Annotated in this window: 12 protein-coding genes; 6 read left to right on the top strand and 6 right to left on the bottom strand. The window is 59.3% G+C overall.

Annotated features, from left to right (window positions below):
* The first annotated feature begins 83 nt into the window (after positions 1-83).
* On the top strand, positions 84-767 hold the full coding sequence (locus ACZ9BX_RS01175) for a sugar transferase (RefSeq protein WP_476215144.1): 684 nt from the start codon (positions 84-86) through the stop codon (positions 765-767).
* A gap of 446 nt (positions 768-1,213) precedes the next feature.
* Here ACZ9BX_RS01175 and ACZ9BX_RS01180 read toward each other — a convergent pair whose 3' ends face one another.
* Positions 1,214-2,707, bottom strand: coding sequence for an oligosaccharide flippase family protein (locus ACZ9BX_RS01180; RefSeq protein ID WP_476215146.1), 1,494 nt, complete (start codon positions 2,705-2,707; stop codon positions 1,214-1,216).
* A 240-nt stretch (positions 2,708-2,947) separates the two neighbouring features.
* On the opposite strand from ACZ9BX_RS01180, the gene ACZ9BX_RS01185 reads away from it, so the two are divergent.
* Positions 2,948-3,742, top strand: coding sequence for a 4'-phosphopantetheinyl transferase family protein (locus ACZ9BX_RS01185; RefSeq protein WP_476215148.1), 795 nt, complete (start codon positions 2,948-2,950; stop codon positions 3,740-3,742).
* Here the strand turns inward: ACZ9BX_RS01185 and ACZ9BX_RS01190 are convergent.
* From ACZ9BX_RS01190 to ACZ9BX_RS01200, 3 genes are all read right to left on the bottom strand, one after another.
* Positions 3,666-5,261, bottom strand: coding sequence for a glucosamine inositolphosphorylceramide transferase family protein (locus tag ACZ9BX_RS01190; RefSeq protein ID WP_476215150.1), 1,596 nt, complete (start codon positions 5,259-5,261; stop codon positions 3,666-3,668). The two genes, ACZ9BX_RS01185 and ACZ9BX_RS01190, sit on opposite strands and share 77 nt — an antisense overlap.
* Before the next feature lie 49 nt (positions 5,262-5,310).
* A complete protein-coding gene (locus tag ACZ9BX_RS01195; protein WP_476215152.1) occupies positions 5,311-14,826 on the bottom strand; it encodes an amino acid adenylation domain-containing protein in 9,516 nt (3,171 codons plus the stop codon).
* 264 nt (positions 14,827-15,090) lie between these two features.
* Positions 15,091-15,876: a glycoside hydrolase family 16 protein gene (locus ACZ9BX_RS01200; RefSeq protein ID WP_476215153.1), complete on the bottom strand. Its 786-nt coding sequence runs from the start codon at positions 15,874-15,876 to the stop codon at positions 15,091-15,093.
* A 215-nt stretch (positions 15,877-16,091) separates the two neighbouring features.
* Here ACZ9BX_RS01200 and ACZ9BX_RS01205 point away from each other — a divergent pair, with 215 nt between their 5' ends.
* The 4 genes from ACZ9BX_RS01205 to ACZ9BX_RS01220 all read left to right on the top strand — a co-directional run bounded on the left by ACZ9BX_RS01205 (position 16,092) and on the right by ACZ9BX_RS01220 (position 20,882).
* A complete protein-coding gene (locus ACZ9BX_RS01205) occupies positions 16,092-17,525 on the top strand; it encodes a hypothetical protein (protein WP_476215155.1) in 1,434 nt (477 codons plus the stop codon).
* The gene (locus ACZ9BX_RS01210; RefSeq protein WP_476215157.1) at positions 17,522-18,778 is read left to right on the top strand and encodes a polysaccharide pyruvyl transferase family protein; all 1,257 of its coding nucleotides are present in this window, start codon (positions 17,522-17,524) and stop codon (positions 18,776-18,778) included. Before ACZ9BX_RS01205 ends, ACZ9BX_RS01210 begins: the two co-directional genes overlap by 4 nt.
* Positions 18,779-19,025: 247 nt before the next feature.
* Entirely contained in the window at positions 19,026-19,733 is a 708-nt protein-coding gene (locus ACZ9BX_RS01215) for a Crp/Fnr family transcriptional regulator (RefSeq protein WP_476215159.1), read from the top strand.
* 381 nt (positions 19,734-20,114) lie between these two features.
* On the top strand, positions 20,115-20,882 hold the full coding sequence (locus ACZ9BX_RS01220; protein WP_132564036.1) for a LuxR C-terminal-related transcriptional regulator: 768 nt from the start codon (positions 20,115-20,117) through the stop codon (positions 20,880-20,882).
* 667 nt (positions 20,883-21,549) lie between these two features.
* Here the strand turns inward: ACZ9BX_RS01220 and ACZ9BX_RS01225 are convergent.
* Both ACZ9BX_RS01225 and ACZ9BX_RS01230 read right to left on the bottom strand, forming a co-directional pair.
* Positions 21,550-22,965 carry an efflux transporter outer membrane subunit gene (locus tag ACZ9BX_RS01225; RefSeq protein WP_476219867.1) on the bottom strand — a complete coding sequence of 472 codons (1,416 nt, stop codon included), beginning with the start codon at positions 22,963-22,965 and terminating at the stop codon, positions 21,550-21,552.
* Positions 22,966-23,548: 583 nt separating this feature from the next.
* On the bottom strand, positions 23,549-24,073 hold the full coding sequence (locus tag ACZ9BX_RS01230; RefSeq protein WP_476215162.1) for a DUF6428 family protein: 525 nt from the start codon (positions 24,071-24,073) through the stop codon (positions 23,549-23,551).
* Positions 24,074-24,090: the final 17 nt, after the last annotated feature.

A 24,090-nucleotide genomic window follows, 5' to 3' on the forward strand; every position in this document is an offset into this window, starting at 1 on the left:
AGGCTTAGCCGTTCTGGTCAATTGTCTATTCTGGCCGACACTGCCAACCTTAACTGTGGGTTGAGATACAACGGGGTTTCAAAATGCTATCGTTCTTTGATGGCGTTGCTCAGGACGGGCAATCGGCTCGGCTACGACGGCCGACGTCGAGAGATTATCGCCTGAAGCGTGCCGGGGACATCCTGATTTCCGGGTCGGCGCTGGTTTTCTTTCTGCCATTTTTTGCGCTTATCGCGGTGGCCCTGCTGCTGGTTGATGGGCGGCCGCTCATATTCCGACACCAGCGTGTCGGCCGCTACGGCCGTTCATTCTCATGCCTGAAATTCCGCTCGATGCGGAAGGACGCCGATGCGCGGCTGGCCAGCATTCTCGCCAACGATCCCGTGCGGCGCGCCGAATGGAATGAAACCCAGAAGCTGGTCAACGACCCGCGCGTCCATTGGCTTGGAAAATATCTCCGGATGACGAGCCTCGACGAGCTGCCGCAGCTCTGGAACGTCTTTTGCGGCGATATGAGCCTTGTCGGGCCGCGGCCGATCGTGGCCGATGAAATGGAGCGTTACGGCCGTCGGATCCATTACTATCTCGCCATGACGCCGGGCCTTACCGGTCTATGGCAGGTGCACCGGAACAAGGACACGACCTATGATGAACGGGTGCAGTTCGACGTGGACTATTATCACAGCTGCTCGATGTCGGCTGACTTGAAGATTATCTGGAAGACGATCGGCATCGTTCTTTTCGCGCGCAACGAATCTACCAGATGAAAAAGGCCATCACGGCCCCCCATATCACTAGGCAAAAGAGAATGGCCACCCACCGCAGAACGAATTTTGCGGTGGGAGAACGCGTACGTTCGAAAGGGACTTTTGAATGCATCCGTCCGCCCTCCTGCCGACGTTTCAACACTAAGACCCCTTGGCTTCGAAAATGGTTGGGCTTAGACGCCTTGCTTCGCGCAACTTCAAACTGAACTGCCCGCAATTCTTCGCCTCGACGAAGACAACAGCAAGCATCAATGTCAATCGACATGCCAGTTAGGCGTCCGGTTGTGCTCCTTTTATGGCGAGTCTCCTGCATCTCGCAAGTGTACCTGGCTTTCCCATCGGTTTTACAGCCTGAAACATAAGGGCCGCAGGGGCTATATTTGAGAGCGGCTTGCGCCTTTCGATCAGGCAAACCGATAGATTATGAACAGGCCGAACGGCATCCATTAAATGGCCGGCCTGAACCTCTTTCTCAGATATTGCATGACGAAGTCGTATTCATGCAGTCCTTCGGACGAAGACATGCGCGCCATGAAAAACATGCTGCCAAGATAGACAAGCGCTGCAGCGGCGGCCGTTGCAATCGATAGCCACAACTGCCGCAGAGGATGGTCAACGGAGTCGCCGAGATAGATTCCCGGCACCAGGCAGAGCGCCATCAGCAAGATCGGAGCGAAATATTTGACCCCTTCCTTGGCTTGCCGGGCAAGGCTCAGGCCGATCGATGCACGGACGATGGCAAGCGAAGTGGTGAGGCTTATCGCGGCGGCGATCGTCTGTCCGGCCAGTATGCCATACAGCCCGTAAGCATATCCGAGCGAGCAGATCAGCATCAATTTGGAGCAAAGCTCGATGACGTTCTTGACGACGATCAGATGCATCTTGTCGGCCAGGAAGCAAATGGAATTCACCAGTGCCGTGGGAAGGCTGATGATGGCGATCAGCGGCAGGCATGTGAGGATGAAGGCGGCGCCATGCCAGGAAGGCCCAAGCAATATCGTGACGACCACATCCGCGAGGATCGACAGAAGCACGAGCGCCGGCGCGACCAGGAAGACGATCGTGCTTGTGGCGCGCAGATAGGCTTCACCAAGCTTTTCATGCGACGGAATCTGCGAGAACGCGACGAGAAACGGCCTGAAGAGCGGTTGGACCACCGACTGATAGGGAACGGCAGTAATGTCGCTTGCAACGGAATAGCGGCCGAAGGAAACCAGGTCCATAAAGCGCGGCAGGAGGAGTTTTTCGAGCTGCCAGTTCACCGATTGGAGAATTTGCGACAGCATGTACCATCCGACAATGGGCGCAAACATCGACCAGTCCTTGAGTGACAGAACTAGCCGCTGCGGCGCGTAGATATAGGAGACAATTATCATCAGCATCGGGCCGACAACCGTGCCAACCGCGATCGCCCAGTAGCTTCCGGTATACAAGGCCATGGCTACGGCAGCACACAAGGAGGCTATCTTGCCCGCAGCCTCCAGGATGAAGTCCGGGCGAAAATCGAAGCGCTGTGTAAAAAGTATCAGCTTCGGGCTCTTAAGTCCGCGCATGACAGGCGCCAGCGAAAGCACGCAGATCAGGGTGGTCAGCCGCGGCTCGTCATAGAACAATGCGAGCGGATAGGCGAGCGCACAGAGCAGCATGCCAACGATCAGACCTCTTGTCAGGCCGATCGTCAGAGCCGTGTCGAACATATCCTTGGTTGGCGACGGCTCTCTGATGAGTGCGGCAGCAACCGGCATCTCGAAAATCGCCTCGGCTATGAGAACCGAGGACATCGCCATAGCCACCAGTCCAAAATCCGATGGGCCGAGCAGCCGGGCGAGACACAGGAGCGTTACGAAATCCAGTGTCTTCGAAGCCAACTTGCTGCCGACCGTCCAGGTGCCGGCTTTTGCCGTCAGGCTGGATAGCGACGATGGCTCACGCGAACTCATTAATACTACTCCATCGGTGCCGGCACTTTGAAGATTACCAAAATACGGCGAAGGCCGGAGCATGGCCAAGGTGCCTATAAGCGTAACTCTCTACCGACTTTGGATAGCTTGCCTGTCGGGCCGCAGACCAGCCAAACTGGTGCTCCGTGCAGGTGACGCTACCTGCCATTCTGAGCTTGGCTGGCAGACAAACGGCGGTCCTGATTGCTCTCTATGAACTGTCGGCAGGGGGTGGGGGTAATGCGTGACGGCTTGAGCGCTGATGTCATCGACATCTGGATATGGAACCTGGAGGAGGCGAGCCCTTCGCAGGCACCATATCTCGCAACGCCATTGACGGCCCGCGAGCTTGACGCGGCAGCCCGCTTCGTTCACGAGCGTGATCGCCGCAGGTTCATTGCAGGCCGGTCGGGGCTGCGCCGAATTGTCGGCAGCTACCTCGGGATAGAGCCCAACCGCCTCAACCTGAGCTACAATGCCTATGGCAAGCCGCGCATCGCAGCTTCGAACGGCAGGATGTTGCATTTCAACCTCAGCCATTGCGGCGGGATGGCGGCCTTTGCGGTATCAAGCTGCTACCAAGTCGGGATAGACATAGAAGAGGTTCGGCCTCTGAAGGAAGACAATGTCAGCCATTTCCTGTCGCCGAAGGAGGAAACGGCCCTCGCTGCACTTCCGGGGGCAGAGTATCGTCGGGCGTTTTATTCCGTCTGGACACGCAAAGAAGCCTTCGTCAAGGCGATCGGCGTCGGACTCTCGTTTCCCCTGGATGCATTCGACGTCACCGTCGGCGATGGTCTTCCGCCGCGCCTTGAGCGCCTGGATGCAGACGGAAATTCGCCGGCGGATTGGAGTCTGTTCGACCTGGAAATCCCATCTCCATTTGTCGGGACGCTTGCGGCGCTGACCGGCGGAAGGCATGTCAGCCTGAACTATCGAGACGAAAACGCCCTGTTTTTCATGTCAAACGGGCATCCAGAACGTAACGATTGGCCACCTCATCAAAATGATGGCAGCCAAGCAGGCCTTTCTTGAAGTCCGGCGTAATCGTTCGTATGCACCGCTCGCTGTAGCTGTCGAGGCTCAGCTCGTCGATTTCCATGATGTTCAGTCCATATCCGTAGATGCCATAAGCATTGCGCTGCGACGGCCTATAGAGGCGGCCGCCCCGTTCGAACATGCGTCCGGCATTTCGCGCGAGCGTGCTGTCTATGACGACCGGATTGTGCCGGTGCGGCGTAACGCGCTCGAGCTTTGGACCGTCGACCTCGAAAACGTAGAGTTCACTGCAGTGATCTTCATAGTCGTGGAAATCCGACAGATTCGTGAAAAGCCACCATTTTCCTCCATGACGCATCAGCACGCTGTCGGCGGCCGACCTGCCTTCGAGCGCCGTCGAGTACAGTTCCCATTTCAGCGGAAATTCGACGCAGCGCCAGATCTGGATTTGGCGCGATTGGTGCCGCTCGGGCATCATGAAAATATCCTCGCCATCCCTGAAGACAAAAGGGTAGGAAAGGTGGTGCTCGCAACGCAAGGCTATCCCGAGGTGTTCGAGCTTGTCCCCGCGGAAGCGCCCGACGGCAATGTGGGCATTCTTCTGGCCATCCGCATAGGCTTCGCAGAAGAGGTAACATTCGTTCTCATGTTCGAAAAGGAACGGATCCGCCTTGATCTCGTTCATCGTTGGCGGAATTTCAACGGATTGCTGTGGGTCGAAATCCTCGATGTGACCCCCGCCGGTATAGAGGGCCCAAACGGACGAACCGGTATGAAGCTTCTTTCTCAGCATTTTGATGCAACGTGCGGCGAGGTCGCCAGCAAGCGTAGCAACGTAGCGGCCAAGGTCTGAAGCGGAGGGCGGGGGGATTGCCGGGATGGGCCGGCGGGCGATCACATGCAGTTGCCGTGTCTCGGCAAGGCGTTTCAATTCGCGCATAAGCAAGGTCACGCCACGCTCCTTTATCGAGGCGGAAACGCGCGCAGCACTTGTCTTGGTATTGAAGAAGGACGACGCGATGACGTCAACGCTTCCGCCCGGTCCTGCGGATTTATAAAGCAAGAGCTCGATCGATGCCGCCTTCGAAATAGTGCCACGATAGGCGAACCAGTCGACATTGTCCGAGACCTGATCGCTGCAACTCAACGCCCATTGTCCGAACGGCAAGGCATCACTTACGCCTGATGGCAGGCCGGAGGGCGTCATACGAATGACGATGTCCGCTTCCAGGTCCTGCAGGAGGCGTCGAAGGATGTCCTGGCTCTCCGCCGTTTCTAAATCGCGCGATCCCATGTCGTCGAACCGCTGGGTTTCCGGCGAAAAGCATTTCGGCAGATAGGGGGTCTCATGCGTAAGGAACCTGCGTTCCAGACGGGCCTCGAGTGCGAAGAGCTTCGGCACCCGAACCTTAGGTGCCGCCTGATGCACGATGATGCTTGCAAGATCAAAAAGAGGCTCGGAAGCAAGCCGGTCAAGCACCATCAATTGCCATGCTTCGAGCCGATCCCTCGACGTTGCCAGGACCGCAACTTTCACAGGTCTGTGTGCTGCCATTCCCATCCACGCGTGCTCCCAAAACTGACGAACGTCTGACGGATTGCGCTCAGTGAGCTATTCCGCCTGATGACACGTCCGAGGAGACTCCAAGGCGCGCGGATATGAGATTTGCCAGGGCCTTGCCGGAATCTATGAGCGAGTCCTCATGCCATCCTTCAAGGTCGAGCACTGGCGTGTCCTCGGCGACGGCGTTCCTCCAGCCGAACCTCAACTTTCGTGCCCGGCTATTGTGCGCCTGACTGCGCACCAGGACAATTGATGAATCTCTGATCGCCGGGTCATTGTGATGCGTGGCTGCGGAATTCATGAACGCAGTGACCATCGCATTGGCGCGATCTGATTCCAAAGGTTCGGCGCTCTTCACGTGAAGAAGCTGCATCAGCTTCCATGAGATGTTGAAGTGCCTGAAGTAATTTTGGGCTGTAATGTCCCCCCTCACCAGCTTGCTGGTGAAGTGCAAGACCCGCTTCGCGCGCCTCTCGGTCTGCCACCACATTAGGCGGCTCTTGGGCAGCGATGATACGAACGTGGGGCACCAGCTATCGATGGCAGCGGTACAGCGTACGTCTATGCCGATTTCGCGCAACTGCCGGCTGATCTCCATGACCAAAATGCCGTTCACACACAGACCGACCAGGGCCAAACGACGGGTTCCCGCCGGAATTTTCATCGCTTCGATCGCTTGTCTGGCGATATCTTCCACCGACATATCCGCCGGTGCGCTCGTCAAATCAGCGCTGAACATGTTCAGGTTGTGAACGGAAATGCTGTCGTCGATCTCGGTGGCGAGCGCGTAGTACAGGAATGGATGATTGAACGTATAGACAACAGCATCGCTGCTGCCTGTCTTGCATGTCACCAATTCCCAAAGGGACGAATCCGTGTCAACGCCTTCCAGTGTCTTGGCGATTTTTGCCGTGAAATCCTGGAATGTCCGAAATTTGGAAATCATTTCGGGATTTGGAACGATCTTGTAGGCCGCCTCTACTTCTTGCAGGAGTTTTGCTGCGAGAACGGAGTTGCCGCCGACGGCAAAGAAATCGTCATCAGGCTGCAATTGGTCAATGTTCAAGACGCTGCACCACATTGAGGACAGGCCTTTGGACAGCTTCTCTCGCCGCCGGATCTGCTGTTCGGCAAACCTGGCCAATTGCGCGATAGACGGGTAGCGCAACAGGTGCTTGGCTTCCAGCGGGAGATTGGCGTCCAGCATGCGCGCTGCCATGCGGAAAATTGTGAGGGAGTCGGCTCCAAGCGCATAGAGATTGTCGTCCACGGCGATATCCTGGCTGCCGAGTATGTCCTGCCAAATAGCCGCAAGTTGCACTTCCATTGGAGTGCGCGGTTTGGTCTTTTTAGTCTCGGTGCTGTGTGCAGGAATTCCACGCTGCTGCAACGTCTTGCGATCAAGCTTGCCGTTGCCTGTCTGCGGCAATTCGCTGACGGTCACCCAGTAGGTCGGCACCATGTAGCGGGGCAGCTTCGCCGTGACGAAGTCCGAGAGCTCGGCTGCGCTCGGCTCGGCGCCTGCTTCCGGTACGATGTATCCAACGAGCAATTTGCCGTCACTCTTTTTCTCCGCAGCGACGACCGCGCATTGGCGCACGCCGGGAGCCTTCGAAACGACGGCTTCGATATCGCCGAGTTCGATGCGGAAGCCGCGGAGCTTGATCTGCTGGTCTCGGCGTCCGAGCAGTTGCAGCGAACCGTTCGCAAGGCGGCGTCCGACATCGCCGGTCCGATAGAGCCGCGTTGGCGGGTTCGAGCCGAAGGAGATCTGAACGAAGGCCTTCTCGGTTAGATCCACCCGGTCGAAGTAGCCGTTCGCCAGGCCGTCGCCGCCAATGCACAGCTCGCCGGTGACGCCGATGGGCGCGATTTCGTTGTTGCGGTCGACGATGTAAAGCTGGGTATTGGCAATCGGATGGCCGATGGTGATCGGTGCCTCCGCGTCGGTTATGCGCGCGACGGACGACCAGACCGTCGTCTCCGTCGGGCCATACATGTTCCAGAGCTCGCCGCCGATTTTCAGCAGGGATTTGGCGAGTTCTTTCGGCATAGGCTCTCCGCCGCACAGCATCTTGAGGTGCGGTTTGTCCTCTAGACCGGCCTCGACAAGCATCTGCCAGAGCGTTGGGGTCGCCTGAAGCACGGTCGCACCGCTCTTTTCCACGAGATCGACAATGGCGAAGCCATCCTGCACCTGCTGCCGGTCGGCAATCACCATCTTCCCACCGGTAACGAGCGGCAGGTAGAGCTCGAGCCCCGCGATGTCGAACGAGATCGTCGTCACCGCAAGGATCGTATCCCGATCGGTGAAGCCGGGCTCCTTCGCCATGGAGAGGAGGAAGTTCGTCAACGCCCGATGGGACACTTCGACGCCCTTGGGTGCCCCGGTCGAGCCGGAGGTAAAGATGACATATGCAGGGGCAGCGGAATTGGGCGGCAGAGTGTCAAGCGCAGTGCTGGTCATTCGGCCTACCGCCTTTGCTTCCTCGTCGATGCGAATAACGGGAATGCCTGCGGGGGCGAGCGACGCCATGGCATCGCTGTCGCATATCAGGCCGCCGACGCGCGCGACGTCGAGGGTCTGGCAAAGGCGCTCTTCAGGATGGGAAAGATCCATGGGCACGTAGGTGTGCCCGGCCTTCATGATCGCCAGCAGCGCCACGACCATGTCTAGCGACCGGTCGACGAGCAGTGCGATGCGCTGGCCGGGCTCGGGAATCGCCTCTTGAATATATCGGGCAAACTGATTGGAGCGGGCTTCCAGCCTGCCGTAAGTGATGGAGCGGCCGCCATGTTCGGCGGCAACCGCATCGGGCTGCTTCGACGCCTTGCGGGCGAAGAGGGAGACCACGTGCTCATCGTGCGGATAGTTTGCCGCCGTGTCGTTCAAGCCGTCTATCAGCCAGCCGCGTTCGTCGTCGCTCAATAACGGCAGCCTCGAGATCTCGACGTCGATGTTCCTGGACAGGGCTTCGGCGAGCGTTGCGAAATGCTGGATCCAGCGCTCGATTGTCGATCGGTCGAAGACCTCCGCATTGTATTCGACATCGATGCGGACGGCGTTTTCTTCTTCGAACGCGCAGAAGAACATGTCGAAATTGGAAAAGCCCTTCACGTTGTTGGCCATGTTTGCCGTCAGGTTCCCGAAGGGCTGATCTGCTGTGGTGTGGTCCAGATTGAACTGGATTTCTGTCAATGGCAGGCGGCGCGAATCCCGCTTTACGCCAAGTTTGCGCACGAGCGTGCCATAGGTGCAGGACTGATGCTCTACCGCCTCCAGAACAAGCCGTTGCGTTGCCCTCAGGTGCTCGCCGAAGGACGCCTGTGATGCGACGGTCTGGCGGATTGGCAGGAGATTGACGCAATGGCCGAAAAGGATCGCTTCTCCGATCAGGTTCTGACCGGCTGCAGGAACCGCAATCACGATGTCCTCCTGCCTGGAAAGCCGGGAGACGACGACCTGCAGCATTGCCAGCAAGGTTGAAAACAGGGTTGCGCCGGACTGCGCTCCAGCTTTTTTCAGCGCCTTGTAGACATCGCCCTCGATGTAGCCCGTGCAGGTACCACTGGCGAAGTTGCGATGTTCGGGCCGCGTCCGGTCCAGCGGTAGTTCCGGCAGTTCCGGAATCTCCTTGAACTGATCGAGCCAGAACTGCTCGTCCTTCTCGGATTTTTCGGGTGTGGGCGCAAGCTTCGTCGCATAGGTGGCAAAGGAGAGCGCCGGCTCGAATTGCGGTGTCTCGCCGTTGCGGAAAGCCGCATAGGCCATCGCTAGCTCGTCGAGAAGCACGCTGATCGACCAGCCGTCGCAGATGATGTGGTGCCCGCTGAAGACGAAAACATGCTTGTCGACCGCCAGACGCGCGATGAAGGCGCGGGCAAGCGGGCCGTCGACGAGGTCGAAGGGCGTCCTTGCATCCTCGTCGAGCATCTCGCGAAGCTGCGCTTCGCCGTCGGGCTGGCCGGCGAAATCCACCAGCGGCGCCTGAAGCGCGAAATCGTCGGCGAAGCGGAAGGAATCGCCAGCGCGACTGAAGCGGATTCGAAGCGCATCATGGCGATCCGTCACAAGGCTCAGTGCCTTTGAAAAGGCAGCTTCGTCGAACTCGCCGTCGAGCGTCAGCGAAATGGACAGGTTAAAGGAGCAGGACGCTTCATCGCCGGTCTGGGCTGCCAGCCAGATCTCCGTCTGAGCTTCCGTGAGCGGGACGGATTCCAGCCTTTCTGCGGGCGTGACCGGCGCACCTACGGTTTCGGGCGGGACAGCAGCAGCTGGAGCCGGAGCAATTGACAGTACCGCCTGCGCCAGGCTTACGGCTGCGGCCCCTTCTGCCACCGCCACCGGTGGAGAGGTCGCCGAGGATTGCAGCAACTGGAGCTGCTGGGCGAAGAGTGATTGGAGCAGTTGAATCTGCGATTGAATGAGGGCCTGCACTTCGCCCATCGATGCGGAGGGCGAAGGGGTAGGCGCAAGAGGAATCTCCGACGCGGCAGAAACCGCCGCTGGCGCAAGATGCGCCGCAGGCGGCGGAGATGCTGCCGGCGCTTTCTCCGGCATTTTCTCATCGAGATGTTTCGCCAGGTTGGCGATCGACGGAATGGTGCTCAGAAGATCGCGGAACGAAATCTTGACCCGGTAGTCCTTCTCGATCCTCTGCGCGAATTGCCCGATGAAGAGGGAATCGAAGCCCAGCTCGATAAATGTCGCGGCGACGTCGGCCGGCCTCAATGCATTGCCCGACATCTCGGCGAGAGTGGCCAGCAATTCGCACTCAAGCGCAGGGATACGATCGGCGGAAGAGGGGGCGTTCGTTGGAGCGACGCTGACAGTTGCCGGCATTTGGATCGCAGCCGAAGGTTCGACCACGATTTGCAGCTCGGAGCGAGACCGCGCGTAAGAGCCTGCATTGCGGCGCGCCGATGGAGGCGCATCGATCCAGTGACGCTGGCGCTGGAACGGGTAGACCGGCAGATCAAGGTGTGCCGTTGCGCCGTTGGGCAGTTCCGGCCATCCGAGGACGCAGCCAGCAATCCACAATCTGCCTTGGGCGCCGGCGAAGACATCGGCAGCTTCGGGTGCGCGATCGTGTTCGGGCAGAGACTGGATGACGGTATTCAGGTTGTCCCGTGCAACGGTCTGCGAAGCAAATACGGAGAGCGTCCGCCCTGGACCAACCTCCAGGAGTATGGGTTTTCTCCCGTCGCAAAGCTTTGCGAGGCCAGCGGCGAAATGAACGGCGTCGCGGCAGTGCCTTGCCCAGTAATCCGGCGAAGTGCCCTGTTGCGCCGTCTGCCAGTCTCCGGTCACGCAAGAGATATAGGGAACCGTTGCGGTTCCGTAGGTCACCTTGGCTGTCTCCTCGTAAAGTGCAGCTGCCGCCTCGTCCATCATCGGCGAATGGAAGGCATGCGACGTGTGCAGGCGGCTGAAGGCAATGCCGCCAGCTTCGAGCGCTGAACAAACCTCGTCGATCTCCGCGAACGGGCCGGAGATAACCGACAGCTTCGGAGCATTGACGGCGGCGATCTCGACATCGCCTTTCAGGTAAGCGGACACGGTTTGCGCGTCGGCCCGAACCGAAACCATCGCGCCTTGCGGCTGGCTTTGCATGAGACGCCCGCGGCTTGCGACAAGCCGGAGTCCATCCTCGAAAGAAATCACGTTGGCAAGCGTTGCCGCTACGAACTCGCCGACGCTATGGCCGATCATCGCGTAGGGCCTGAGGCCTCGGCTCATCCACAGCCGTGCCAGCGCATATTCGACGAGATAGAGGCAGGGCTGAGCGATGCGCGTGTTGCGCTGTTCGTCAGCCATTGCTTCCGACACCGGTCCGCAATGGCAGATGAAAATCCGAAGATCAAGGCCGAGCATAGGCTTCAGCAGTTCGGCGCCCCTGTCGATCCAGCGTGCGAATTCCGGTTCGCTGTTATAGAGTCCAGCACCCATGCCGACATATTGCGCGCCCTGTCCCGGAAACATGAACGCGACCGGAGGGGCGTCCGAGGCGATGGAATCCGCAGTGCGTTCCGCGCCGAGCTTTTCCCGTGCCTCTTCGACGGTCCGGGCCGATATCGCAAAGCGATGGCTGAACTCGCATCTGCCGTTCTGCAGCGTTGCGGCGACGTCTGCGAGCGAAATCTCCGGGCGCTCGGTCAGGTGAGCGCTGAGATTGGCGCGCATAGCCGACAAGGCTGCCTGATTGCGTGCCGACAGCGGCAGGATGTACGGCCTGGTGACGTCTGAGCATGCCTCGCGGTCTTCGCCAATCGCTTCTTCGAGAATGACGTGGACATTCGTGCCGCCGACGCCGAAGGCACTGACGCCTGCGCGGCGCGGATTTCCCTGTGCCGGCCAGTCCGTCATTTCGGTGGGAATATAAAAGGGGCTCTCCTCGATATTGAGCCGAGGATTGGGGCGGCTGTAGTTGGGCATCGGCGGAATCTTGCCGCGATGAAGCATCAGCGCTGTCTTGATGAGACCGGATACGCCTGCAGCACAGTCCATATGCCCGACATTGCCCTTCACTGAACCGAGCGCACAGCTCTCCCGCGCGTCCGCAATGTCGAGATAGGCCTCCTTCAGGCCGCCGAACTCGATGGGATCGCCCAGGGGCGTCGCTGTCCCGTGGCATTCAACGTATCCGATCGATGCGGCTGGCACTCCTGCATTTGCCAGGGCGGCGGAGATCGCCTCGGCCTGTCCGCGGACGCTCGGTGCGGTGAAACCGACTTTGTCGGAGCCATCATTGTTGATGCCGTAGCCGCGGATGACTGCGAAGATGCGATCGCGGTCCCTTCGCGCGTCTTCCAGCCTCTTCAGGAGTACGACGCCTGCGCCGCTTGCAAAGACGGTTCCATCCGCATTCGCATCGAACGGCCGGCAGGTGCCGTCGGCCGAAGCCATGCCGCCTTCCTGGTAGATATATCCCCGTTTTTGCGGCAGCGTGATGGACACGCCGCCAGCGAGCGCCATGTCGCAAGCATAGGTCTGTAGGTTCTGACAGGCCTGCGACACGGCAAGTAGCGAGGTCGAGCAGGCCGATTGCAGCGTGAAGGCGGGGCCGCGCAGATCAAACTTGTAGGCAATACGAGTCGCGAGCGCGTCGTTGAGCGCTCCTACGAGCTGCTGAAAACAGCCGATCTGATAATTGGAGGCAAATTCCTCCGCCTTGGCACGATCGCCAAGGACGTTGTTGATCAGATAGGTCGGCATCGACGAGCCGGCAAAGACGCCGATCATGCCCGGATAGCGATGCGGATCGTAGCCGCCGTTTTCGAGCGCTTCCCAGCAGATTTCCAAAAAGACGCGATGCTGCGGATCGGTGAGTGCTGCCTCGCGTGCAAACATGCCGAAGAATTCGGCGTCAAACATGTCCACGTCCGGAAGATGCGGGCGGGCAGCGACATAATTTGCGGCGGCGCGTTCTTCGTCGGTGAAGCAATCTTCGATTTCGTCCGGCGCGAATGTTGAAAAGGCATTCCGGCCGTCACGGACGAGCTCCCAAAGCGCTTCCACGGAGGGTGCGCCCGGGAAGCGCCCAGACATGCCGATGATCGCGATGCCGCCCGGGCCCTGATCGTCCTCGATATCAATTCGATCGAGATCGGCGTGGGCGGTTTCGTGAATTCGCGTCATGAAGCGCTCCTTCGGAACTGGGACATGGTTTTCCTTTGAAGTGCCGCCCGCCTGGGCAGCGGCGATGGATCGCGCGGTATTTTGGGATTTGCCCTCGATATGGCGGGCAAGCTCGCGGATGGTCGAATGCTTGAACAGTGCGACGACATCTACGGCGCGCCCGAGCCTTGCTTCCAGTCCCGCATGCACCTGCAAAAGCTGGAGAGAGGTGCCGCCGAGATCGAAGAAGTTTCTGTCGAGATCGATCCCTTCGGCACCCAACGCCTCGCTCCAGAGCTGCGTCAGTAGCGTTTCCGCTTGCGTGCTTGCCACGGCTTGCGCATCGGGCCGGGCGGCCTCGATCGGCGGCGGGAGGAGGCTCGCGCGGTCGACCTTGCCGGCCGGGGTGAGCGGGAATGCATCGACCACGACGGTCGCACTCGGAATCATGTAGACCGGAAGTGTGGCGCGCAGCCTCGACATGACCTCTTGTGCGAAAGCCGGATCGCGAAGCGCAGTTTCCGCGCGCGGGCGCAGATAGGCGACGATACGTTTCAGGGTGGAACCCTGGAGGTGGCAGAGAACGATGGCGTCGGAGAGTGCCGGGTCGTTCCTCAGTGCGGTCTCGATCTCGTCAAGCTCGACGCGCTTGCCGTTGATCTTGACCTGGCGGTCGCGGCGTCCCTTGAAGCTCACCGTACCGTCGGGCTGGAGAAGGGCGATATCGCCGGTCAGATAGCAGCGTTTCGGGCCGGCCCTCGTGGCGACCATGACGAATTTCTCCGCGGTGCGCTCCGGACAACGGAAATAGTCGATCGCCAATCCGTCGCCGGATATCGCAAGCTGCCCCTCGCGGCCGGGCGGAAGTTCCCGCAATTCCTCGTCCAAGATGCAGATCCCGGTATGGGCGATCGCCTTGCCGATCGGCAGCTCCGCCTCCGCAAAGCCTGGCGGCACGGTGAAGGCCGCTGCAAACACCGTAGTTTCGGTCGGGCCGTAGGCATTGCTCAGCCGGCAGCCGGGATAGCGCTGGAGGAATCGTCGGGCATGCACTGGAGAGCCCACGTCGCCGCCAAAAAGCATATGGCGCAGCCTCGGCAGATCGCCCCCTGCATAGTCCGCGAAGAGATTAAACAGCCCCGTGGTGAGAAAGGTCATACTGACGCCGGTGTCACGCATGACGCCGGCAAGGCGCGCCAGGGAGAAATCGGCATCGGGCATGACGGCGACCGTGCATCCGTTCAGCAGCGCGCCCCAGATTTCGAAGGTCGTCGCGTCAAAGGCGATTGTAGCGGCGTGAAGGATGACGTCGTCACGTCTGAAATCGATATAGTTCTGATCGAGGACGACCCGCGCGATGCTGCGGTGGGCAATCGTAACGCCCTTCGGCCGGCCCGTGGAACCGGACGTGTACATGATGTAAGCCGGGTCACTGCCAGTGACCTCGATGGCCGGCCGTTTGGCGACGGCGCTGTGTGCGAGCCTTCCAATCACAACTCCTGCATCGATGATTGTGCCGCGCAGGTCGGGGACGGAGCTAGCCCTTCCAGCGGATGCCGCATCGACGAAGACAACCTTGGGGGCGCACTCGGCGGCGACATAGGCGAGATGCTCTTCGGGATAGGCCGGATCGAGCGGTACATAGATGCCGCCGGCCTTCAGGATCGAAAGCATGCAAATGACGGTATTGAGCGCGCGCGGAAGCAGCATGCCCACGACATCGCCCTTTCGGATTCCGAGCTCCGCGAGGTGTCCCGCCAGGGCGTCGGACAATCTGTCGAGCTCGTCGTAGGTGAGACGCTCGTCGCCGAAGACAATCGCCGTCGCCTGCGGGGCGATGCGAGCCTGCTGACGTACGATGTCCTGGAGAGAGCGGTCCCGGTCATAAGACACAACAACATCGGCTTCGTTCGTTTCAAGAAACGCCGGATCAGTCACTGATTTGCCCCCAATCATTGCCCTGCAGAAGATCGTCCAATCGAAAGAACGAGGAGACAGGATTTCATGATCGAGGAAAATCGCCAGTTGATCATTGGGATGACTGCAAGTGCACGAAAGTCTTAGAGGGCCGGTTTTCCCATACCCTGTCCCAGGTGGCAGGCGACCGCGAACTTCTGCTAACGCCTTGTGACACATGCGTTTTTTAAGGGTGCGAACGGATAGTTGATTGGATGCGGGTGAGCCTGCGGTCAATGCGGAGCGTCACCTGACGCTGTAAGCCCGGACGTAATCCACGAACATATGCGAAGGATCGGGAACGTCCATTTCGCCAGCGTCTTTCGCCAGTCCCAGATTGACGAGGACATACATCGGCTGGTGGTGCTCCGGCTGGGTTTTAGTTTTCCAGACCAGCTTCTCGTCGAAATACATGCGGATGAATTCGGAATCTATTTTCACGCCATATGTATGAAAGTCGGTGGGCCTTGCGTCGCGGAACACCTCGATGCGCGAGAAATCCGAATAATGCCCGCCACTGCGGTGCCAGACATGGACGGTCGAAGAATATCCTTCCGGTTTGTCTCCGTAGAATTCAAGAACATCGATCTCGGCGGTCGATTTCGACCTATCCTTGCCAATCAGCCAGAAAGCCGGCCACACGCCAGGCCCGATGGGCAGCTGGGCGCGCGTCTCGAAATATCCGTAGCACTGCGAAAATCCATTTCCCTTGGGGTCAACGGAGGCAAGCAGGCCGGAACGCCAATCGCCCTGGGCGTTGCGGGCCGCCTCGATGCGCAGAACGCCGTCGGTGACGACAAACGGAAAACCGAGTTCGGGATTGGCAAAACGGGCGCCGCCGAAATCGCCGGACCACGGCGTATGAGCGATCCAGCGGGTTCCAGGCCCCCAGGCCGACACGCTGAGATCGTCGAAGTTGTCTTCGAAAGTGAGCTTCATCTCCTCGGTATCGATTTGATCGCCGGTGTCGCCGGGCACGCAGTCTTCGGCATGTGCCAGGCGGGCGCACAAAAGCGCGGCAGCGATCACCATGCCCAGCCGGCGGCCAGAGGATCGCGGCCAGCCTGGACGACGAAGACAGGTTTTGGGCGTAAACGTTCTCATGCCGCGGACCGTACCGACGCGCACTTTCGCGGGAAAGGGCCCAATTCGACCGAAGGACTACCGCAAAGGGCTTAAGGCGGACGTAAATACAAGCCGCTTCGGCGCGTGATAGCTTTCCTGTTGAGGAAAACTGGGTGCGGTGGATGCGGGTCGAATTCATTGGGCTGATGACCATTCTGCTGGGGGCAATTCTGGTGTTCGCCCCGGTCAGGCATTCTTTCACATGGATGATGCTGTCGACTGCATTCGGCGCGGCGGCGGCCATTGCGCTGCCCGGACTGGGCGGAGCGTCAATCCTGGTGCCAAACCTCTTTCTGCTGTTTTTCGTTCTACGCATCTTCATGGCATTCGGCGAGGGACAGATCTTCGCTGCAGTCTCTCCCTCGCGCGCTGGATTCATCCTGCTGGTATTGACGGTCTTCGGACTGTTTACGGCTTTGTTCTTTCCGCGGTTGTTTCAAGGAATGACGGAAACCATGATCGTCGAGCGGTCGGTCGGCCTGCGAAACATAATCTCGCTCGTGCCGCTGCGTGCCTCGTCGAGCAATATAACGCAGACCGTCTATGCCGCGGGCGGCCTGGTGGCGTTCGCCAGCACCTTTGCCTTCTTCAGGCGCGCAGGCGCGCATGACGATCTCATCAAGGCCGTATTGGTCACCGCGACGGTGACATTGAGCTTCGCACTGGCCGATATCGTCACCTATTTCACGCGAACCGAATATCTGCTCGGCTTCGTCAGGACGGCAAACTACGCGCTGCTGACCGCCGCCGAAAAAGGCGGGCTGAAGAGGATTTCCGGGACTTTTCCAGAAGCATCGGCGTTTGCTGGCTATACGCTGGTGCTGTTTGCCATCATCGCCAGCCTCTGGCTCGAAGGCGTCCGTGGCCGGGCAATCGGCCCTTTGACCTGGCTTCTGTCCATCGCATTGCTTTTTTCGACATCGGCGACGGGGCTTATCGGTCTTGCGATTATTCTTCCGGTCCTTTTCTTGCGGTCGCTTTTTTGGCCGCCCGCTGACCGATCTCGCCAGCCGGCGCTCTTTATTGCCGGCTCGGTCGCGGCGGTCCCGCTCGTCGTGTTTCTCGTCCTGGCGACGCTGCCTGGGCTTTCGGCAGGCGTTGCCGGCTTCTTCGACGAGATGCTGTTTTCCAAAGTCGACAGCCAGTCGGGACAAGAGCGTGCGGAGTGGAACGCCGTTGCCTACAAGACGTTCCTCGACACGTTCGGTTTCGGTGCGGGGCTGGGCAGTGCACGGGCCTCCAGCTTCGTGCTGGTGCTGCTGTCCAATATCGGGGTGCTCGGCGCGTTATTGTTCGCGCTGTTCATATGGTCCGTACTGTCGTTGAAGCCGGCTGTTGGATCGTCGCAGCCGAATGAATGCGGTGCGGCAATACGCGCCGCGAAAATGGGGATCCTGGCGGTGCTGGTTACGGCTTCCACATCCGGAACCGTCTACGATCTCGGGTTGATGATCTACATTCTTGCCGGCGCCACGACCGCCCTGACTGCGCCCTATCCGCTTCGCGCGAGGGCCTCTGCCTCCAATACCATGAGCTTACAGGAGAGGCGGTCATGAGCAGGATGCCCTTCAAGATCGTCGTCTTCAACGTCAAATACAGCGAGAACCTTGGCGACGGCATATTGGCTCTGTGCATCGAGCACGGCCTTTTGCAAACTGGCGGCGGCATCGAGGTGGAGACTGTCGATCTCGCCGGCCGCCAAGGATTCGGCGGCACAAGCAGCAGCCATCGCCGGCATCTGCTCAAGCTGCTTCAAAGGCTGCCAAAGCCTGCGCGGCGGTTGGCTGTCGGGTTCGTCGTCCGGCGAAGGCTCCGGCGGCAACGTGTGGAATGGGAACGGAAGATTGCCGCGGCGGATGCAGTCGTCATCGGAGGCGGCAATATTTTCCAGGACGACGACCTGAATTTCCCCTTAAAGATCGGAACAGTTCTGGATTGCGTTCGGCGCTTCGACCGCCCGCTCGCGATCTATGCTGTTGGCGTAAGCGCTGATTGGTCGGAGCCAGCCAGGCGGCTATTCGCCCGCATCGGCGGCGTGCGGCTGCTGCACGTCTCGGTACGGGATAGGTTTGCTTACGATAGCTGGCGCCATCACTTTCCAGCCGGGCCGGCTCCGGACATCATCCCTGATCCTGGACTCCTGATCCACCAACTGGCCGATACGGCGCGCGTACCGAGCGCGAGAAAGACGGTCGCCATCTGCGTCACGGAACCGGTGGTCCTCAAGCGGCATGCCAGCCAGGCAGGTCCGATTCCGCTTGGAGATGCGGCCGGGTACCGCAAGCTGATAAATGCGCTGATCGACGACGGATTCAGCGTGATGCTATTCTGCAACGGTGCCACGGAAGATCACATTTTCGCGAGGGCGATCGTGAACGAAGGCACGATGGTGCATCATCTTACCTCAGGCGTACTCCACCTTGCCGATCGGCCTACGGACGTAGGGCAGTTGCTGCGGCTGCTGAATGCCGCAGATGTCATCCTTTCCCATCGTCTCCACGCCTGCATCGCCGCCTATTCCCTGCGCATTCCGCATGTCGGACTCAGCTGGGATAAAAAGGTCGAAGGCTTCTTCCGCTCCGTCGGGCGCGAAGCCTATTTCGTGGATGCGGAGCGTATGCCTGCGAGCGAAACTTCCGCTCTTCTTAAGGCCGCGCTCGCCCAAGGCATTGATCAGGAAAGATATAATCTGACGATGGACTGTGCGGAAACGGGAATGCGACGTTTGCGATTTGCGCTGGGGCCAGACCTGACCTCCGGATGTCCGATGCCGGACGACGTGCGAGGCGTTGCAGCCGGCCCTCGTTGAATCCCACCTTGAAGGACCTGATATTCGTCTGCTTGTCGATTGCCGGCGAAGTGTTGTTTTATGATGCCCTGAGAGATTCAATGTATGCCCGTAGTCCTGAAGCGCGTGATAACATCGCTATTCGCAAACAACTTAAGCAAAATGGAGTAAGCGACACGGCAAAAGACGCATGATATTGTGTCAATTCTAACCTTAAGATTATACTTTTGATCAGTCAAAGCGGATGTTCGCTTACGGGGTTTGGGGAATGGCAACACTGACCACCGCGGAATATGAGCGTTCTGCAAATCGTCATCTCAAGCGTCGCGAATTTGCGGGGGGAGCGTACCGCGGCTACCAAGCCGGCGAAACGATCTTCGAGATTGGACATCGCCGGGCCCGCACCTTCTATCTAGTCAGCGGCTGGATAATATCCTGGAAGCTGCTTCCACATGGCACACGGATGGTGTCCGATTTTTCGCTTCCCGGCGATATCGTCTGGACTGCTTCGGCGGAACTGTCTCGCGAGACGATGCAGGCGCTCTCCAACATCCGCATCTACGAACTGCCGGCGCTTGGCGATCGAAAGCCCGAGAGCGCGTCGAACGACCTTCACCGCGCGCTGCTCATGGAGATGGTGCGCCGTCAGGCCCGGCTGACCGAAAGGATGGCGAATATCGGCCGCCGGGACGCTTTTGCCCGTACGGCGCATCTTCTTCTCGAACTGGCTGTCCGGCTAGATGTCTTCCAGCATGAGTCGGTGGATGGGTTTGAATGTCCGCTGACACAGGCCGAAATCGGTGATGCCGTCGGTCTTTCGACCGTCCATATCAACCGCGTCCTGAAGGAAATGCGGCTCAGTGGCCTGCTTGTATTCAAAAGCGGCGTCGTCGAATTCCTGGACCGGAAGAAGCTTGAGGAACTGGTCGATTTCGACCCAAGCTACCTGGCGCCGCCGGGGGAGCGTCGGCTGTAAATTCCCAAATTACTTCCAGGCGGTCGGGCTCTTCGAAAGAAAAGCCGACAACGCATCCCTGGGGATAATTCTATATATATGAGGATTATTCACAATACGCGTAATTCATTGTGACTAGAATGATTAGCGGTCATGTTGCCGCGCAGTACGAAATAAGTTTTAGATCTGATCTTTTATAAGTAATGATTAACATATGTTAATGACGACATTTATAATAGATGCAAGTTTAAATTTGGGGCGTTTGAATTTCACATGAATGAAATTGTACTTTGGATCAGGAGACATAGCTTGATCTAACTGTATGATTCGCAAGTAAAGCGTATGTATTTCAAACGGGTCTCTAGTTTTGGCTGCCAATTTTGTTGAGAGTAGGAGTCGGCTATGAACGGGCAACAAATAACCAATGAAAATACTAGTGTCGCAAGGACAACCCGCCTCATTTCCTTGAAGGCGAGGGATCCGGTACGGAGTTTGTCGTCGGCGAATTTCGTTACGACGGAAGAGCATACGGAATATCTGCTGCTGATCGATTCGCGTGCGCTTGACCGGGAGTGTCTGTCACGCAGCCTTCGCGATTACCAACCGACCTTGAACATCATTTCCGCCAATTCGCTGGAGGACTGGCAGAACCAGCATATCCAGCATGATCCCGCCGTCATCCTCTTGATGATCGGCGGAAAGAAGATCACGGACGTCGATGTGGGCCAGACGATCGCGAAATTGACCGAGAAGTTCAAATCCAGCCCGGTCGTCGTGGGCGCGGAAAGCGACGAACTTTCGCAAATCCTCAAAGCGCTGGAATACGGCGCCCGAGGCTACATACCCACAACTGTTAGTATTGGCGTCGCTGCAGAAGCAATCGGCCTGGCTCAGGCCGGGGGGATCTTCATTCCTGCAAGCAGCATTCTTGCCGCGAGACATGTCATCAGCGCGGTCAGTAGCGGAATGAACTGCGCTGAGGAACTCTTCACGCCACGTGAAGCGGTCGTAGCGGAAGCCTTGCTGCGCGGTAAGGCCAACAAGATCATCGCCTATGAAATGAAGCTTTGCGAAAGTACGGTAAAGGTTCACATCCGCAACATCATGAAAAAGCTGAATGCCACCAACCGTACGGAGGTTGCCTACAAGATCAGGGAATTCATGCATTAGTCGTGAATGGCTGTTGCTGAATTCCCTGAAGCTGCGGTGAAGGCGCTGCGTATGCTTTCGCGGGCAGGGCCGTCGCCGCTTGGGTAGGAGGCGGATTGCGCGGTTGCCTGCGAAGGAGCCGAGTTCCGATGCCGCTTGACGGTCGAGAAGGAAGATATCTGAGCGTCCCCTGCGCCGTCCAGGCCGGGGGCGCTGTTTTTCTGTATAAGACGGAAGACGGCTCGATATTCGTGAGACAAGAAGCCGGGCTCGCTTCAGCAAAGAAGCGAGCCCTTCCGCAAGGAGCTTGTCGCGGTCATTAGCCCGCGAGTATTAGCTGCCGCATTTGGAATTGGCTCTACTCGGTACTGCCCCCGATCCCAAGGCAAGGATGCCATACTACTGCACGAAATCAATTAATCCCTTTGGGTTATGGGCCGGCCGGGCCAGTTCCTGTCTTCTTCTGGCACACTAAGCGCGTTTCAGCGGGCCGTCATGGAGCGTATCGGGTGTAGGGGCGGCTCATCCATTTGGAGAAATGTTCAAGACCGGGAATCTGTGGTCTGATGCTCGGGAGCGGTATCACGCTTGCGTGACCGTCTCTTTACTCCTCCGATGAAGGGAGAAGGGCTCGCCGATAGGCAGGGCGGGTCCTTTTTCCTTGGCCATGCGGGATTTTATCTGCCGCTCAGCTCTTTGTGGGTCCCTTTGCCACGGCGGCGGAGACGGCGTTGACCTTGCCGCCCGGGGCATAGCCGCCGCCGATGGCGACGTTGAGCGAGACGTAGTCCTTGGCCATCTGCTGCACCGAAGCGGCAAGACTTGCCTGGGCGAGCGACACCTGGCGCTGGGCGTCGAGCACGTCGAGCAGCGAGGAGGCGCCGTCCTTGTAGCTCGCCGTCGACAGTTCCAGCGATTCCTGCGTCGTCTTGACCTGGGCGCGCAGCGCTTCCACCGTCTGGGCGTCTCGGCGTACCGCCGACAGCGCGTTCTCCACCTCTTCGACGGCGTTGAGCACTGCCGCCTTCCAGGCGAGATAGGCGGTTTTGGCGTCCGACTTGGCGATGTCGACATTGGCGCGCAGGCGGCCGCCGTCGAAGATCGGCAGGCTGAGCGTCGGGCCGAACGACCAGGTGGTCAGGCCGCCGCCGCTGCCGCCGGCCGGGTTGACCCAGGTCGGCGAGATCGCGCCGGAGAGCGAGATCGACGGATAAAGCTGCGATTGGGCGACGCCGATATTGGCGGTCGCCGCCGCCAGATTGCGCTCGGCCACGCGGATGTCGGGACGGTTGCGGATCAGGTCGGCCGGAATGCCGGAGATGATGCCGGCACGGTAGACCGGCTGGGAAGCACCCTTCTGCAGCTCGGCCATCAGCGCCGACGCCGGCAGACCGAGCAGCGTGGCGATGTGATGCGCCGAGACGCGGAAGTTGGTTTCGAGATTAGGGATTTCGGCCTGCGTCGACTGCACCAGGCCCTCGGCCTGGACGACGTCGAGCCTGGAGGCTGCCCCGGCTTCCAGCTGGAACTTGGTGAGGTCATAGGTCTCCCGGCGCGATTGCAGGTTGGCCTTCGACAGCGCAATGCGCTCCTGGAAGAAGCGGGCGTCGATATAGGTCGAGACGAGGTCCTGCAGGAAGGCCAGCCGGGCGACGTCGGCGCTGGCATAGGCCGAATCGAGCGAGGCAAGCGCGCTTTCCTTGGAGCGGCGGTACTGGCCGAAGAGGTCGAGCAGCCAAGAGACGTTGGCGTCGCCGCCGGTGGTGTTGGTGGCGCCCACCCGGGTGCGCTCCGAGCCCATCTGGCCCGATACCGTGTGCGAGGCGCCGACCACCAGGCTCGGCAGCGAGCCGGCGCCGGCAACCGTCACATTGGAGGACGCCGAATTGATGCGCTCCATCGCCTGCAGCACGTCGAGGTTCTGGTCGATGCCGCGCGCCACCAGGCTGTCGAGCTGCCTGTCGCGATAGGCCGACCACCAGGCCACCGTCGCAACATCGCCGATCTCCTTCTTCGCGCCCTCGCCGAACTTTGCCGGCAAAGGCATCTCAGGCGGCGTGTGATCCGGGCCACTCACGCAGCCTGCCAAGGTCGACGCAATCACGAAATACGCTGCGCTTCGAGCTAATGCTGTTCGCCCCCTCAATCTGCCGACCTCCTTGGTTTTGTTGAAACTACGCTAAACATCGTTAACGAAACGTTGCATCCGCCCCCTTCGCCCGGCCTGCTGTGGGAATTCGGCGATGCGGAAGCCTTCATCTGGGGCCGGCTCAACCATTTAAAGCTCGCGCCTCGCGGGCGAGCCCAGCAACGGGATGCGGGGAGGGGCCGGCACAAAAACCGGCGGACGGAAACGAAAGGCGTCGCTCGGATTAACGCTCGTTGGCTCCTGGAGGCAGGACGAGGCAGTGGCGCAAGCCATCAGGCGAGACGTCTTGCCCTCCATCCTGGCGGCTTGAGGACGGTAGCTTTGCCGCGAGGACTCCTGCGCCGGAGGCGCTTCTAAGATCGGATATATGGCGACGCCCACTGCAAGGCTGACGGAAACGCACGTTACGATGTAAAACAGCACAAACCTCATGGCACGTTATAACGGCAGTGTCCCGGCGACATATCAACCTGCCCAATATGATTAGGCAGGGCTGGAGATAACCGTCGCTATGCGCGCCCCGGCTTTTCAATACCCTCTAAGCGCAGCACGCATTTTTGCCGTTCGTGGGGCCGCAGCAGGCTTCAGCCCTGCGTGTTTCCTCTGCGAGCCAGCGGTCGCGCGGCTTGCAGCTTGCCGGGCGAGGTGCAAGTTCGACGTGAACGGTGCCGCCGCGCAAGACCGGCATGGCCGCGCAATAAAGCTGCATCGGCCGCACGCCGTCGCTGACTTCGAATGTCAGCCTGGCAGAACCGTCCAGTTTCACATGCTCAGTCACCTTGCGGATGATCGCGTAGAATTTTCCGGCCGGCATATGCGTGCGGTCGTCCTCTTCTATGTCCCATAGCTGGATGAAAATCTCTCGCCATGCTTCCGGGTTGGCACCGCAGTCGAGCGCTGCGAACTCGCCGGCCTTGACTTCGGTGACGTGGTAGCCCGGGTTCACGGGGCGGCCGTCGTAATGGAAAACCAAGGGCGAATCCTTGGTGCCTGCGAGGAAGTCGAGTAGCAGGCCGAGGCTGATGTCACGGTCCTGTATTTTGCTGTTGTCGATCGCGTTCATTTGCATTATTCCTCATT

It is taken from the genome of Rhizobium sp. USDA 3886, from assembly GCF_056279785.1.

What these genes read in the sequence shown, in the direction of transcription:
- ACZ9BX_RS01175 (WP_476215144.1), top strand. Translation starts at nt 84, where the DNA reads ATGCTATCGTTCTTTGATGGCGTTGCTCAGGACGGGCAATCGGCTCGG.
- ACZ9BX_RS01180 (WP_476215146.1), bottom strand. Translation starts at nt 2,707, where the DNA reads ATGAGTTCGCGTGAGCCATCGTCGCTATCCAGCCTGACGGCAAAAGCC.
- ACZ9BX_RS01185 (WP_476215148.1), top strand. Translation starts at nt 2,948, where the DNA reads ATGCGTGACGGCTTGAGCGCTGATGTCATCGACATCTGGATATGGAAC.
- ACZ9BX_RS01190 (WP_476215150.1), bottom strand. Translation starts at nt 5,261, where the DNA reads ATGGCAGCACACAGACCTGTGAAAGTTGCGGTCCTGGCAACGTCGAGG.
- ACZ9BX_RS01200 (WP_476215153.1), bottom strand. Translation starts at nt 15,876, where the DNA reads ATGGTGATCGCTGCCGCGCTTTTGTGCGCCCGCCTGGCACATGCCGAA.
- ACZ9BX_RS01205 (WP_476215155.1), top strand. Translation starts at nt 16,092, where the DNA reads ATGCGGGTCGAATTCATTGGGCTGATGACCATTCTGCTGGGGGCAATT.
- ACZ9BX_RS01210 (WP_476215157.1), top strand. Translation starts at nt 17,522, where the DNA reads ATGAGCAGGATGCCCTTCAAGATCGTCGTCTTCAACGTCAAATACAGC.
- ACZ9BX_RS01215 (WP_476215159.1), top strand. Translation starts at nt 19,026, where the DNA reads ATGGCAACACTGACCACCGCGGAATATGAGCGTTCTGCAAATCGTCAT.
- ACZ9BX_RS01220 (WP_132564036.1), top strand. Translation starts at nt 20,115, where the DNA reads ATGAACGGGCAACAAATAACCAATGAAAATACTAGTGTCGCAAGGACA.
- ACZ9BX_RS01230 (WP_476215162.1), bottom strand. Translation starts at nt 24,073, where the DNA reads ATGAACGCGATCGACAACAGCAAAATACAGGACCGTGACATCAGCCTC.